General features: G+C 41.3%; 12 protein-coding genes and 1 pseudogene. All 13 read left to right on the top strand.

Annotated features, from left to right (window positions below; all coding sequences use genetic code 11):
- Position 1: 1 nt before the first annotated feature.
- The 13 genes and pseudogenes from FTV42_RS07405 (at position 2) to galE (ending at position 14558) form a co-directional block, all read left to right on the top strand.
- The gene (locus tag FTV42_RS07405; protein WP_180038333.1) at positions 2-790 is read left to right on the top strand and encodes an AglZ/HisF2 family acetamidino modification protein; all 789 of its coding nucleotides are present in this window, start codon (positions 2-4) and stop codon (positions 788-790) included.
- Positions 791-803: 13 nt separating this feature from the next.
- Positions 804-1838, top strand: coding sequence for a polysaccharide biosynthesis protein (locus tag FTV42_RS07410; RefSeq protein WP_180038334.1), 1035 nt, complete (start codon positions 804-806; stop codon positions 1836-1838).
- Between the two features lie 2 nt (positions 1839-1840).
- A pseudogene (locus FTV42_RS07415) lies at positions 1841-2952 on the top strand (NAD-dependent epimerase/dehydratase family protein).
- Positions 2953-2965: 13 nt separating this feature from the next.
- Positions 2966-4096, top strand: coding sequence for a non-hydrolyzing UDP-N-acetylglucosamine 2-epimerase (wecB, locus tag FTV42_RS07420; RefSeq protein ID WP_180038337.1), 1131 nt, complete (start codon positions 2966-2968; stop codon positions 4094-4096).
- 9 nt (positions 4097-4105) lie between these two features.
- Entirely contained in the window at positions 4106-5308 is a 1203-nt protein-coding gene (locus FTV42_RS07425; RefSeq protein WP_168400089.1) for a glycosyltransferase family 4 protein, read from the top strand.
- Positions 5305-6246: an NAD-dependent epimerase/dehydratase family protein gene (locus FTV42_RS07430; RefSeq protein ID WP_180038339.1), complete on the top strand. Its 942-nt coding sequence runs from the start codon at positions 5305-5307 to the stop codon at positions 6244-6246. Before FTV42_RS07425 ends, FTV42_RS07430 begins: the two co-directional genes overlap by 4 nt.
- 14 nt (positions 6247-6260) lie before the next feature.
- The gene (locus FTV42_RS07435; RefSeq protein ID WP_180038341.1) at positions 6261-7271 is read left to right on the top strand and encodes a glycosyltransferase family 4 protein; all 1011 of its coding nucleotides are present in this window, start codon (positions 6261-6263) and stop codon (positions 7269-7271) included.
- Positions 7264-7794: an acetyltransferase gene (locus tag FTV42_RS07440; protein ID WP_180038343.1), complete on the top strand. Its 531-nt coding sequence runs from the start codon at positions 7264-7266 to the stop codon at positions 7792-7794. Before FTV42_RS07435 ends, FTV42_RS07440 begins: the two co-directional genes overlap by 8 nt.
- A gap of 42 nt (positions 7795-7836) precedes the next feature.
- A complete protein-coding gene (locus tag FTV42_RS07445; protein WP_180038345.1) occupies positions 7837-9711 on the top strand; it encodes a nucleoside-diphosphate sugar epimerase/dehydratase in 1875 nt (624 codons plus the stop codon).
- Between the two features lie 13 nt (positions 9712-9724).
- Complete coding sequence (gene galU / locus FTV42_RS07450) at positions 9725-10600, top strand: UTP--glucose-1-phosphate uridylyltransferase GalU (protein WP_180038347.1); 876 nt, start codon at positions 9725-9727, stop codon at positions 10598-10600.
- Between the two features lie 25 nt (positions 10601-10625).
- On the top strand, positions 10626-11882 hold the full coding sequence (locus FTV42_RS07455; protein WP_180038349.1) for a nucleotide sugar dehydrogenase: 1257 nt from the start codon (positions 10626-10628) through the stop codon (positions 11880-11882).
- Positions 11882-13549 (top strand): glucose-6-phosphate isomerase, encoded by a 1668-nt coding sequence (gene pgi, locus FTV42_RS07460; RefSeq protein ID WP_180038351.1) that lies wholly within the window; start codon positions 11882-11884, stop codon positions 13547-13549. Before FTV42_RS07455 ends, pgi begins: the two co-directional genes overlap by 1 nt.
- Entirely contained in the window at positions 13542-14558 is a 1017-nt protein-coding gene (gene galE, locus FTV42_RS07465) for a UDP-glucose 4-epimerase GalE (RefSeq protein WP_129716956.1), read from the top strand. Before pgi ends, galE begins: the two co-directional genes overlap by 8 nt.
- Positions 14559-14570 lie beyond the last annotated feature (12 nt).

Below are 14570 nucleotides of genomic sequence, written 5' to 3' on the forward strand. Positions count from 1 at the left end.
TATGTTACGTCCCCGTATAATTCCATGCTTGTTGATTCATCAAGGTGGTCTGGTTAAAACCGTTGGGTTCAAAAATCCTAAATATGTTGGAGACCCTATCAATGCTGTCAAAATATTTAATGAAAAAGAGGCGGATGAACTCATTGTATTAGATATTGATGCAACGGTTAACAACGCTGAACCAGATTATAGTACGATTGCAAAACTTGCTTCCGAATGTCGTATGCCTTTATGTTATGGTGGAGGTATTAAAACTGCTGAACAAGCTAATAAAATTATTTCACTAGGTGTTGAAAAAGTTGCTTTAAGTTCTGCTGCTATTACTCATCCAAAGCTTGTTAGTGAAATTTCTAATGCGATTGGGCGTCAAAGCGTCGTCGTTGTCGTTGATGTCAAAAAAAAGCAAAGTCTCTTTGGTAAGAGTGAATATAAGGTTTATACGCATAATGGACAGCAACTGCACGATAAAAATTTATCACTGTTGTTAAATGAATTACAAGAAGCTGGTGCAGGTGAAATTGTCATTAATTCTATTGAGCGTGATGGACAAATGAAAGGTTATGATTTGGAGCTGGCACAATTTATCCATAATATAGTCAGAGTTCCTTTAACTATATTAGGCGGTGCAGGTAACCATACTGATATTCAAAAGTTATACCAAACTTGTGGATTAGTAGGTGCAGCGGCAGGTAGTCTTTTTGTTTTCAAAGGTTCATTTAAGGCAGTTTTAATCAATTATCTAAACCCATCTATTCGAGATGAATTATATAATTTCGCTAGTATTAAATAAATGGTCATAATTTATGTTCAAAGATAAAATACTTCTAATTACAGGCGGTACAGGTTCATTTGGTAATGCTGTTCTAAGACGCTTTTTAGAAACAGATATTAAAGAAATCCGTATCTTTAGCCGAGATGAAAAAAAGCAAGATGATATGCGTAAAAGATACCAATCATCAAAACTAAAGTTCTATATCGGTGATGTTCGAGACTACACCAGTATTCTTAGTGCATCTCGCGGTGTTGATTTTATTTATCATGCTGCTGCACTTAAACAAGTGCCTTCCTGTGAATTTCACCCTATGGAAGCAGTTAAAACCAATGTGCTGGGTACAGAAAATGTATTGGAAGCAGCCATTCAAAATCGTGTAAAACGTGTGGTGTGCTTAAGTACAGACAAAGCCGTTTACCCAATTAATGCCATGGGTATTTCTAAAGCCATGATGGAAAAAGTCATGGTGGCAAAATCTCGTAACTTAGAAGAACTGGAAACGGTAATTTGTGGGACACGTTACGGTAATGTCATGGCATCTCGTGGTTCGGTTATTCCGTTATTTGTAGACCAGATTCGCCAAGGTAAACCCCTCACCATTACAGACCCTAATATGACTCGTTTCATGATGACTTTGGAAGATGCAGTCGATTTGGTGTTGTATGCGTTTGAGCATGGTGAAAATGGCGATATTTTTGTACAAAAAGCACCGGCAGCAACCATTGAAGTCTTGGCACAGGCATTAAAAGAATTGCTGAGTGTAGAAGAACATCCAGTTTCAATCATGGGGACACGTCATGGCGAGAAAGCCTATGAGGCACTACTTAGCCGTGAAGAAATGGTTGTCGCCATAGATCAGGGTTATTACTTCCGAGTACCAGCAGATCAGCGTGACCTCAACTATGAAAAGTATGTAGAAGAAGGTGACTCAAAAATTACAGAATTTGAAGATTATAACTCGCATAATACCGAACGCTTAGATGTTGAAGGTATGAAAAAGTTATTATTAAAACTCGAATTCGTACGTGCTTTAACTCAAGGTCAATATGTAGATCCAGAGGCTTAAACATGAAAATTTTAGTTACCGGTTCAAACGGCTTTATTGCAAAAAATCTGATTCAGTTTTTGTCTGAAAAGCCAGAGGTTGAAATTTTAAAATTTAACCGTAATTCTACGCCAGCAGAGCTAGAACAATCGGTACTTGCTGCAGACTGGATTGTACATTTAGCAGGGATTAATCGCCCTTTAAATGAACAAGAATTTATAGATGGAAATATCACCCTTACACAAAAAATTTCAGATATTCTCAAACAGGCAAAAAAAAAACTCCAGTTATTCTTTCTTCATCAATTCAGGCAAAATGTGACAATGCCTACGGGCAGAGTAAACTCGGTGGTGAGCAGGTATTATTAGAGCTGAATCAGCAGCAAGGCAATCCTGTATATATTTGTCGTTTAGCCAATGTATTTGGTAAATGGTCACGTCCTAACTATAACTCGGCTGTGGCGACCTTTTGTTACAACACTGCACATGATTTACCTATTCAGATTTATGATGAAAATGCCATGATCCGTTTGGTCTATGTAGATGATGTGGTGGAATCATTCTGGAATATTATTCAAGGTACGCAGCAGGTAGAGCAAGTTTTTGCCATCCAGCCTGAATACCAAATTAGCGTGGGTGATTTAGCAAAAACTTTGGCGGGTTTTAAACAATCACGTGAAAGTTTAATTACAGATCGTGTCGGTACAGGTTTAACTCGTGCACTTTATTCAACTTATTTAAGCTTCTTAAAACCTGAACAGTTTGACTATAGCGTACCGAAATATGGTGACCAACGCGGTGTGTTTGTCGAAATGCTGAAAACACCAGATGCAGGACAATTTTCTTACTTTACCGCACACCCTGGTATTACCCGTGGTGGACATTATCACCACACCAAAACAGAAAAATTTTTGGTCATTAAAGGTAAGGCCTTATTTAAGTTTAAGCATGTAGTGACAGGCGAGTTCTATGAGCTTGAAACTCGTGGGGATGAACCAAGAATTGTAGAAACTGTACCAGGCTGGACGCATGACATTACCAATATTGGTGAAGATGAAATGGTGGTGATGTTATGGGCAAATGAAATATTTGACCGTGAAAAACCGGATACTTATGCAATGCCATTAACCCATTAAAGAGTAAAGAGTTGTGAAAAAATTAAAATTAATGACGGTGGTGGGCACACGCCCTGAAATTATTCGTTTATCGCGCGTGATGACAGTATGTGATCAATATTTTGATCATATTTTGGTTCATACAGGCCAAAATTATGATTATGAACTCAATGAAATTTTTTTTACCGATTTAGGTATCCGTAAACCTGATCATTTTTTAAATGCTGCAGGTGCGACGGGTGCAGAAACCATTGGTAATGTGATCATTGCTGTAGATAAAGTACTTGAGCAAGTTCAGCCAGAAGCCTTACTGGTGTTGGGTGATACCAATAGCTGTATGGCCGTATTACCTGCAAAACGTCGTAAAATTCCAACATTCCATATGGAAGCAGGAAACCGCTGTTTTGATATGCGCGTACCTGAAGAAATTAACCGTCGTATCGTCGATCATACCGCTGACATTAACTTGACCTATAGTACGATTGCACGAGATTACTTGTTGTCAGAAGGCTTACCCGCAGATCAGGTGATTAAAACTGGCAGTCCAATGTTTGAGGTACTTCATCATTACAAGGCTAAAATTGAAACATCGGACGTATTGGCGCGTTTAGGTTTAATAGAGCATGAATATTTTATTGTAAGTGCACACCGTGAAGAAAACATTAACTCAGACCAGAACTTTTTAGATTTGGTTGAGATGCTGAATGCAGTAGCTGAAAAATATCAATATCCAGTCATTGTATCTACCCATCCGCGTACCCGTAAGCGCATTGAAGAACTAAATATTGAGTTTAATCCATTGATTCAATTGTTAAAGCCACTTGGATTTAGTGATTACAATAAGTTGCAGCTTTCTGCTAAAGCTACATTATCTGACAGTGGCACGATTAATGAAGAATCTTCAATTTTGAATTTTCCAGCTTTGAATTTGCGTCAGGCACATGAGCGACCAGAAGGTATGGAAGAGGCTGCCGTGATGATGGTGGGCTTAACCGCAGAGCGTATTTTGCAAGGCTTAGAAATTCTAGACCATCAACCTCGTGGTGAAGATCGACTGCTACGTCTGGTGGCAGACTATAGTATGCCAAATGTGAGTGAGAAGGTGGCTCGTATTATTCTAAGCTATACCGATTACGTGAACCGTTTGGTGTGGAAAAAATATTAAGGTTTTAAGATGAAAAACAAGATTTATTTAATTACTGAGTATTATCATGAAAATCAGAATACAACAGGCTATTTATTAGGAAAGCTGTATAATTTTTTGAATGAGCAAAGTGATATAGATCTTGTTTTAATCGCGAAAAAAGATGAGCATTGTCCTCAATATAGTAATGCTCATTTTATTAGCTCTCCAAAGTTAGATAAGAGAAGCTTATTAAAAAGATTCCTATATGAAGTTAGTATTTCACTTAAGTTTCTTTTGGAGATTTTAAGAAATGTTAAAAAGGGTAGTACTGTTTTTACTGGAACAACTCCTATTTTTTTATTAATAATCATTTTTTTTACAAAAAAAATAATTGGTTTTAAATGGGTACTGTTGGTACATGATGTTTTCCCAGAGAACCTTGTTGCTGCTAAAGTTTTAAAAAATAAAAGCTATTTTTATAAATTTCTAAAATATTTTTTTGATAAAGTATATACAAGTGCTGATCAAGTGATTGTGATCGGAAATGATATGAAAGAGTTGGTATATAGCAAGACCCAACTGAATAATATTCATGTTATACAGAACTGGATTGACTATAAAGATATCGAAGTACAAAAAAAATCTGAAAATAAAATACTAAAAGAACTTAATTGGCATAATACAGATTCGGTAGTATTTCAATTTTTTGGAAATATTGGCCGTGTACAAGGTGTAGATGTTATTTGTCAAGCAATTCAAAAAATGAAATATCTACCTCTAGCTAAATTTATTTTTATTGGGGATGGAGCATATGCCTCTATTCTGGAAGAAAAAATTAATCAGCTAAAACTGGATAATGTCTATTTTTGGGGGGCATTAGACCAAAAAGAGAAATCTATTGGTCTAAATGCGTGTGATGTTGCTTTAGTGACATTAACTGAGGGAATGTTGGGGTTAGGAGTGCCTAGCAAGTCGTATTTCACTATGGCTGCAGATAAGCCTATCTTAGCTATTATGGAGGAACAGGCAGAAGTCTCAACTATGGTAACACAACATAATATTGGATGGACAACACCACCAGAAGATATAGAAGCACTTGCAAAGAAATTAGATGATATAACGCTTAATTTTACTCAGTATAAACTAAATTCACCGCGTAATATTTTGATTGAAAATTATGCTGAGCCTATAGCTATGCAAAAAATTCTAAAAGTTATTAATAAATTAGATCAGGCGGGTAGTAAGGAATGAATATTTTAATTACAGGCAGTAACGGTTTCCTCGGTCAATACTTATCACAATTCTTGGCTGAAAAAGGCGATTCTGTTTTAGCGCATACCCGTAAAGCCCAAACTTTTGACCATCCGAATATTCACAATATCAATTTTGACCTGAATGATAACTTAGACAACATTGATCTGAATCAGGTTGAAGTTATTATTCACTGTGCAGGTCGTGCGCATGTCATGCATGAAACTGCTGCATCGCCACTTGAAGCATACCGCCAAACCAATGTGCAAGGTACTTTAAATCTTGCACAAAAAGCGGTAAAAAGTGGTGTCAAACGCTTTATTTACTTAAGCAGCATTAAAGTCAATGGCGAACAAACTACGACACAAGCCTTTTGTCCTAATGACGATGTCTACATAGATGACCCGTATGGTTTATCTAAATATGAAGCAGAACAAGCCTTACTTAAACTCTCTCAACGTACAGGTTTAGAAGTGGTTATTATTCGTCCCACCCTCATTTATGGGCCGAAAGTAAAAGCCAACTTTAAAAGTATGATTAACTTGGCAAGTAAAAAACTCCCTTTACCGATTGGTTGTTTAGACAATAAACGCAGTATGGTTAGTATCTATAACCTAGCTGATCTTATTCACACTTGTATGACGCATCCAAATGCTAACCGTGAAGTATTTCTAGCCAGTGATCAGGATGATATTTCAGTCAAACAACTATTTGAAAAATTAGCGAAATATCAAAATAACCAATTACTGGTGCTACCTGTACCTAAAAGCTTGATAAGTTTTCTGGCAAGTTTGGTGGGGAAAAAGGCAGTTGCCTCGCGTCTATGTTCAGAACTCGTAGTAGATACCACTAAAAATACACAACTTTTAGGTTGGACAGCACCATATAGTGTCGATACAAGCCTAGAAAAAATGTTTAATACACTGCATAAAAACTGAGCCTAGTCACAGATATGTCCATGCTATCCCTCTTTATTTTCTTTTTACTTGCGTTTGCGATAACGTATTTCATGCGAGCATACGCCCTCAAGAAAAATATCATAGATAACCCCAACGAACGTAGCTCTCACAGTGTACCCACGCCCCGCGGTGGTGGTGTAGCGGTGGTGTGTAGCTACTTGTTGGTACTGACGGTGTTGGTCTATAGTCAACAATTAATGCTGCATATAGGCTTAACCCTTATGATTGCTGGCTTTGTCATCGCTTTACTTGGTTTTTTAGATGACCATGGACATATTAACTCCATGCTGCGCTTGGCCGTACATTTTTTGGTGGCGATTGGCGTGGTGATCAGCTTGGGTGGCTTTAGTGAAGTTACAGCTTTTAATGGTCTGCAACTTGGCTTTATCGCCAATATTATTGCAGTATTATTTTTGGTGTGGTTGCTCAATCTATACAACTTTATGGATGGCATTAACGGTATTGCCAGTGTCGAAGCCATTACCACTGTCGTTAGTATGGCCATTTTGTATTATGTACTGAATACCACATTAAACTCAGACATACTTTGGTTATTGGCAGCCTGTGTATTTGGCTTTTTACTGTGGAATTTTCCCAAGGCTAAAATTTTTATGGGCGATGCCTGTAGCGGATTTCTTGGCCTCACTTTGGGTATTTTGGCGCTCATCGCCCTCAAAGAAAATTTGGCACTGTTTTGTGCGTGGATCATTTGTCTAGGTGTATTTGTGGTCGATGCGACTTATACCCTAATAAAACGCGTATTGAGCGGCTATAAAATGTATGATGCACATCGAAGCCATAGCTATCAAATTTTATCGCGTAAATGCGGGAGTCATACCCCCGTGACGTTGGCGGTTGCCGCGATTAACCTATTGTGGTTATTTCCTATCGCTTATTTGACGGTTACACAAGCATGGGCGTACCCTGAATGGGCAGTACTGATTGCTTATTTACCATTAGTATTCTTGGCCATCAAATTGAAAGCAGGAAATCCTGATGCCTGAAAAAAAATTGCTTATTTTAGGAGCAGGCGGTTTTGGCCAAACAATTGCTGAAGTTGCTGAACTTTTAGGTAATTGGGAGAGTATTTCTTTTGTTGATGATCGATGGCCTGAGCAGCAATGGGCAGGTTGCTATCCTATTGTTTCAAATATTCAAAACTTATCCTTAATCAAGCAACAAGATTTCGAGGCCATCATTGCGGTTGGAAATAACCAAATACGACAAAAATGGCAACAATTACTGCTTGATTTATCTATACCTCTCACGACTATTATACATCCACAAACCGTTATTGCTCCTAGTGCGAAAATAGGACAGGGGGTAAGTATTATGGCTGGTTGTGTTATCGGAACGAATACCATTATTCAAGATGGTGTTATTTTAAATATGGGTACATTATTGGATCATGATGTGGTGGTTGAACACTTTGTACACTTAAGTATTGGGGTGAAAGTTGCAAGTAATAATGTTATCCCTACATTTTCTTTCTTGGAAGTGGGAAGTATCATAGAACATAAGTCTTAATAACAACTTCTTTAAATTAAGATATGACGTGCTGAAAAATATATGAAATCTCTTGTAATTCCTCTGGTTGAATCTCCACGTTCAGCAAAACTCGCATTTTTAGTCATTTTAGACTTTTGTATTTTCCCTGTTCTAATCTGGCTGTGTTATGCCATCCGCCAGTTTGACCTCGGCGCAGAAGTTGTACCCAATATTCCTTTTGGTGCGGTTTGGGTCAGTGCTATTGCTGTATTGGCTCTATTTCTCTGCGGTGTATATCGCTTTATTGTGCGTACCTTCAATGAATTTTTTATTGTTAAACTGGGTTTGGCAACGATCTTATCCGTGATTGGTCTGTATTTATTGGCTTATAGCACACATGCCTTTATTCCGACATCCATCCCGTTGATGTTTGGCTTTATGATGTTTGCCTGGGTCTGGTTTAGCCGAGGTTTTATCCGTTTTATCGTGCGTTCTTATTTACAGGCCGGAGTGCCTAAAAAACGGATCGCGATTTACGGCGCTGGGAATGCAGGGCAGCAGGTAGCAGCCACCTTAAATCGCTCCAATGAGCATGTGCCAATTATATTTATTGACGATAATCCGTCTTTAAATGGCCAAAATATTGGTGGGATTCAAGTTTATTTACCAGATATTGCCTTGAAATATCTCCCTAAATTAAAGATTAGTGAAATTTTGATTGCACTGCCCTCAGTCGGGCGGATACGTAAAAGTGAAATCGTTAAATTTTTAGAACCGGCACATCTTAAAATTACCGAGATTCCCGGCCTGACTAAACTGGTCGATGGTGAAATTCGAATTTCCGATATTCAGGAAGTGGATATTATTGACCTGCTGGGCCGCGATCCGGTACCTCCAGTTGCAGAACTTTTAGCCAAAAATATTCAAGATAAAGTGGTGATGGTGACAGGCGCAGGTGGCTCAATTGGTTCTGAGCTTTGTCGCCAGATTATTAAAAACCAGCCTGCCAAAATTATCATTTATGAACTGACAGAATTTGCTTTATATAGTATTGATAAAGAATTACGTCTCACAGCATCATGTGACATTATTCCAATCCTGGGCTCAGTACTGGATGAACGCAAGCTGGAGCGGGTGATTGAACAATATGAGATACAAACTGTTTATCATGCAGCGGCTTATAAACATGTACCTCTGGTGGAGTGTAACCCATTAGCAGGCCTGAAAAATAACGCGGTGGGAACGGCATTTAGTGTCAATGCTGCGGTGAAAAAAGGCGTCGAAACCTTTGTACTGATTTCAACCGATAAAGCGGTACGTCCGACCAACGTGATGGGTGCGACCAAGCGGATGGCAGAGCTGTATTGTCAGGCCATGGCAGAAGCTCAGGACCAGACCCAGATCAGTATTGTCCGCTTTGGTAATGTACTGGGTTCTTCAGGCTCGGTGGTACCGCTGTTTAAACAGCAGATTGCCAAGGGTGGGCCAATCACGGTGACCGATCCCGAAGTGACCCGTTTCTTTATGACCATTCCGGAAGCCTCGCAGCTGGTGATTCAGGCTGGTGCCCTCGGTACCGGCGGAGATGTATTCTTGCTGGATATGGGCGAACCGGTACGGATTCAGGATCTGGCACGACAAATGATTTCACTCAGTGGACTCAAAGTCCGTGAAGAAAAAAATCCAAATGGCGATATTGAAATTCAATATACCGGCTTACGTCCGGGTGAAAAGCTGTATGAAGAACTGCTGATTGATGAAGAAAATACAGAAATTACCTCGCATAAGCGTATTTTGAGATCAGTCGAGAAGCATTATCCATTGGCAGAAATCCTGGAGGTCTTTAAACGGATGCATGAACTTTCAGCGACCCAATCCGATATTGAATGGGCATTGGCGCAGCTGGAATACTATGTCGATGGTTATGTCCGTGGTAATGACATTCAAGTGAACTAGGTTATTTATAGATATGATTAAGAAAGCAATTCTTCCTGTGGCAGGCCTCGGTACACGTTTTTTACCGGCCAGCAAATCGATTCCCAAAGAAATGGTCACGGTGGTCGATCGTCCTGCAATTGAATATGTGGTACGTGAAGCCGTGGCTGCCGGGATTGAACAGATTATTCTGGTGACACATTCTTCCAAGGCATCGATTGAAAATTATTTTGATCGTAACTTCGAGCTGGAAACCACGCTTGCGCAAAAAAACAAAACCGATTTACTCAAAGAAATTACTGAAATTTTACCGGCAGGTGTCAGTATTATTAGCGTACGTCAACCGCAGCCATTAGGTTTGGGGCATGCGGTACTGTGTGCTAAAGCCGTGATTGGTGAAGATGACTTTGCGGTCCTGCTTCCTGATGTTCTGGTGAAAGATACACAGACTCAGAATGACTTGAGCTTAATGATTCAGCGCTATGAAACCTCTGCAGCAGCACAAATCATGGTTGAAGCAGTGCCTGACCATCTGGTGGATCAATACGGCATTGTCGATGTGGCCGCATCTCCGGCCGAAGGCGAAAGCATTGTCATGCAAGGGATTGTTGAAAAACCGGCAGTCGGCACTGCACCATCGAATCTGTCTGTGGTTGGACGTTATGTCCTGCCGGCAAAAATCATGCAGCTTCTGGAACAGACACCACGCGGGGCAGGCAATGAAATTCAGCTCACCGATGCGATTGCCATGTTACAGCAGACTGAAGCGGTGGAAGCTTATCGTATGAAAGGTCAAACTTTTGACTGTGGCAACAAGCTCGGCTATCTTAAAGCTGTATTACATTATGGGGTTGATCATCCCAAGCTCGGTCACGAGTTTAAAGCGTTGATCCAAGAACTCGCTTTATAATAAAAAATAATAACAAAGGAATACTATGAAAGTCGCAGTACTGGGGAAAACCTTATTTTCTGGGGTCATTTCGGCCCTTTTGTCTGAATGTGGTCATCAGGTGGTGTGGTGTAACAGCTTCAGTGCAGATGAGCCGGCCCGGACTTATTTTCAGGATGAATCCTTGCAGTCATTGCTGCAAAAACAGGAAAAATCCGGTTTTTTAAACTGTTGTGATTTTCAGCATCTGGATTTTAATCAGGATGTTTTTTTCTTTAGTTTTAATGCCACCGAAGAGCAGCAGGCATTTCAGATGCTGGATACCATTCGGCATGCCTGTTTTGCTCATCCGAAGCTGATGATTAATGCTTCGACCTTTGGCTTGCATGGCACCCAACGCTTCCAGCAACTGCTGCCGAATGATGACTGGATTTATCTGCCCGATATTATTCAGGAAGGTAATGCCCTGCGTAGTTTTGTTCAGGCCAGCCAGCTGATCGTGGGCTGTGATCATGCAAATGCACAGGCTAAAATCAGAGAGCTGTTACGCCCCTTGTTTCCGCGTGCACAGCAGTATCTGTTTATGCCGGTACTGGATGCCGAATTTACCAAACTCAGTATTTCCGGCATGCTGGCCACCCGGATCAGTTATATGAATGATCTGGCCAGCGTGGCAGAAAAACTCGGGATCGATATTGAACAGGTGCGCCAAGGCATGGCGGCGGATAACCGGATTGGTTCGGCTTATCTGTTTCCGGGCGTCGGTTTTGGTGGAGAGAACTTCTCGCATGATATCCGCACCTTAACGCATGCAGTAGCAGATTCAGGGGTAAAAAACCAGTTACTGGAACAGGTCTGGGAGATTAACGAACAACAAAAAGAATTACTGTTCCGCAAACTATGGAATTATTTCCGTGGCGATTTACAGGGAAAAGTGGTGGCGATTTGGGGCGCAGCCTTTAAAGAAAATACCCCGAGCATCCAGCAATCTCCAGTGCATGCCATGCTCACTGCATTATGGGCGCAAGGGGTGACGGTCAAACTGCATGATCCGCAAGCATTGGCCAATATTAAAAAAGTCTATGGGACACGGCAGGATCTAATCCTGTGTGAAGATCAATATCAGGCAGTTGAAGGTGCAGATGCCTTATGTTTGATGACTGCCTGGAAACAGTATGGTAGTCCAGATTATCCACACCTCATTAAACTGATGCAGCATCCCCTGATTTTGGATGGGCGTAATCTGTATGATCCGGCCTATATCAAGGCGCGTGGTTTTAATTATATTGGGGTGGGACGTTAATGTTAAGTCAGCTTAAACCAGATCTAAATACTGAAACTGTGTGTCAAAAACTCGCCTCGAGCAAAGAACAACTTGATGCGGTGCATCTACGAGAACTGTTTGCTGCAGACCCCCAGCGTTTTAACAAATATTCAATTCAGTTTGAACAGCTGGTCTTCGATTATAGTAAACACAGAATTGATAACACGGTGATGGAGGGCCTTATTGAATGGGCAGATGCACAAAACCTAAGATCCTGGATCGGGTCTTTATTTTCAAATCAGGATATTAATTATACCGAGCAACGTGCTGCCATGCATTGGGCATTACGCTTGCCAGCACAGGATCAGCAGCATGCGGATCTGGCCGCTGATGTGCATGCTCAACTTGAGCGCATGTATGCCTTGGTCGAGCAAATTCATGCCGGGCAGCGTCGTGGCGCCACCGGTGAAGTGATTCAGGATGTGGTCAATATTGGGGTCGGTGGTTCAGATCTTGGCCCTCTAATGGTCACCCATGCCTTATCGGATTTTAAATACCAGTCTGCCCAGCCACTCAACGTACATTTTGTTTCGACCATGGATGGCAGTCAGCTGTCCGAGTTGTTGCATCAGCTGCGTCCGGAAACCACGCTGTTTATCATTTCGTCCAAATCATTTGGCACGATTGATACCCTGACCAATGCCCAGACCGTACGTTTGTGGCTGGAAAAAGCATTGGGTCAGCATCCTTATATTCTCAAGCATCATTTTATCGGGGTATCGACCAAACCGGAGAAAATGACCACTTGGGGGATTGCTCCAGAAAATCAGCTGTTGTTGTGGGATTGGGTCGGTGGTCGCTATTCACTGTGGTCCTGTATCGGATTGCCAATTGCACTGAGTATCGGCATTGAAGGTTTTAAGCAGCTGCTGGCAGGTGCTTATGCCGTAGATCAGCATTTTCAGTATCAGCCTTTTGAACAGAATATTCCAGTCTTGATGGGACTATTGGGGGCCTGGAATAACAATTTCCTGGATATTCAGACCCATGCCATCCTGCCTTATGATGGGCGGCTAAAATATTTTGCTTCCTACTTGCAGCAGCTGGAAATGGAATCGAATGGCAAGTCGATCCAGCGCAATGGTGAAAAAGTGCAGCTGGATACCTGTCCGATTATTTGGGGAGAGGTCGGTCCGAATGCGCAACATGCCTTCTACCAACTCCTACATCAAGGCACACAGTCGGTTAGCTGTGACTTTATTGCCCCGGTAGAGCGCTATAACAGTCAGCAATATACTTATGCCGATAGTGCTGAGGCATTAATCGAGCAGCATCATTTGGCATTGTCGAATTGTCTGGCGCAATCGCGTTTACTGGCCTTTGGTAATGAGGCTTTGGACCCAAAAGAATTAGAGAGCTTGCCAGCCTATAAACAGTATGAAGGCAACCAACCGAGCAGTACGCTGTTGATGCAAGAGCTGAATCCTTATAGTCTGGGTATGCTGATTGCTCTATATGAACATAAAGTTTTTGTGCAATCGGTGCTGTGGAATATCAACCCATTTGACCAGTGGGGCGTGGAAAAAGGCAAGGAAATTGCCAACCAGTTGCTGCCTATTTTGAATGGTGAACAGTCTGAGCTAGGTGGTCTGGATGGTTCAACTCAAGGTTTAATTAACATTTTATTAGGGAAGCAGCATGGCTAAAATTCTGGTAACGGGCGGGGCAGGCTATATTGGTTCGCATACTTGTGTTGAGTTATTAAATGCCGGCCATGAGGTGGTGGTTTTAGATAATCTGTGCAATAGCGCTGCTGAGTCTTTAAATCGGGTGCAACAGTTGACCCAAAAAAGCCTGACATTTATACAAGGTGATATCCGTGATGCTCAATTATTAGATCAGGTATTTCAGCAACACTCGATTGAGGCCGTGATTCATTTTGCCGGTCTGAAAGCGGTCGGAGAAAGCCAGCAAATACCATTGGCTTATTTTGACAATAATATTGCCGGTTCAATCAGCCTGGTTCAGGCGATGCAGCGCGCACAGGTTTTTAAACTGGTGTTTAGTTCCTCAGCAACGGTCTATGGCGAAAATAATCCTTCACCTTTAAATGAAGAGATGCCTACCGGAATGCCGACCAATAACTATGGTTATACCAAGCTGATTGTGGAGCAGCTCTTAGAAAAGTTGTCTGTGGCGGATGAACGTTGGTCGATTGCCTTATTACGTTATTTTAATCCGGTCGGCGCGCATAAAAGTGGCCAGATTGGCGAAGATCCACAAGGTATTCCCAATAATCTGATGCCTTTTGTGACTCAAGTGGCAGTCGGTCGTCGTGAAAAGCTATCTATTTTCGGTCATGATTATGACACGGTGGATGGGACTGGTGTGCGCGATTATATACACGTAGTCGACTTGGCCAATGCACACTTATGTGCTCTCAATAATCGTCTAACTGCGCAAGGTTGCCGTGCCTGGAATATTGGTACAGGGAATGGGATTTCAGTGCTACAAGTTAAAGATACGTTTGAGCAAGTGAATGGTGTGGCGATTGCATTTGAATTAGCCCCTCGTCGTGAAGGCGATGTGGCCACCTGTTTTGCAGACAATACCCGTGCAGTCCAAGAGTTGGGCTGGCAACCTCAGTATGGTTTAGAGGATATGCTCGCTGACAGCTGGAACTGGCAGAAGCAGAATCCGAATGGTTATCGCTAAAATCTTTATAGC

Origin of the sequence: Acinetobacter sp. YH16052 (assembly GCF_013417155.1) — a bacterium.
GTDB lineage: Bacteria > Pseudomonadota > Gammaproteobacteria > Pseudomonadales > Moraxellaceae > Acinetobacter.

Excerpts from the sequence above, each read along its gene's own strand:
- galE (WP_129716956.1), top strand. The coding sequence starts at position 13,542 with ATGGCTAAAATTCTGGTAACGGGCGGGGCAGGCTATATTGGTTCGCAT.
- FTV42_RS07455 (WP_180038349.1), top strand. The coding sequence starts at position 10,626 with ATGAAAGTCGCAGTACTGGGGAAAACCTTATTTTCTGGGGTCATTTCG.
- galU (WP_180038347.1), top strand. The coding sequence starts at position 9,725 with ATGATTAAGAAAGCAATTCTTCCTGTGGCAGGCCTCGGTACACGTTTT.
- FTV42_RS07435 (WP_180038341.1), top strand. The coding sequence starts at position 6,261 with ATGTCCATGCTATCCCTCTTTATTTTCTTTTTACTTGCGTTTGCGATA.
- FTV42_RS07425 (WP_168400089.1), top strand. The coding sequence starts at position 4,106 with ATGAAAAACAAGATTTATTTAATTACTGAGTATTATCATGAAAATCAG.
- pgi (WP_180038351.1), top strand. The coding sequence starts at position 11,882 with ATGTTAAGTCAGCTTAAACCAGATCTAAATACTGAAACTGTGTGTCAA.
- FTV42_RS07445 (WP_180038345.1), top strand. The coding sequence starts at position 7,837 with ATGAAATCTCTTGTAATTCCTCTGGTTGAATCTCCACGTTCAGCAAAA.
- FTV42_RS07410 (WP_180038334.1), top strand. The coding sequence starts at position 804 with ATGTTCAAAGATAAAATACTTCTAATTACAGGCGGTACAGGTTCATTT.
- FTV42_RS07440 (WP_180038343.1), top strand. The coding sequence starts at position 7,264 with ATGCCTGAAAAAAAATTGCTTATTTTAGGAGCAGGCGGTTTTGGCCAA.
- FTV42_RS07430 (WP_180038339.1), top strand. The coding sequence starts at position 5,305 with ATGAATATTTTAATTACAGGCAGTAACGGTTTCCTCGGTCAATACTTA.
- FTV42_RS07405 (WP_180038333.1), top strand. The coding sequence starts at position 2 with ATGTTACGTCCCCGTATAATTCCATGCTTGTTGATTCATCAAGGTGGT.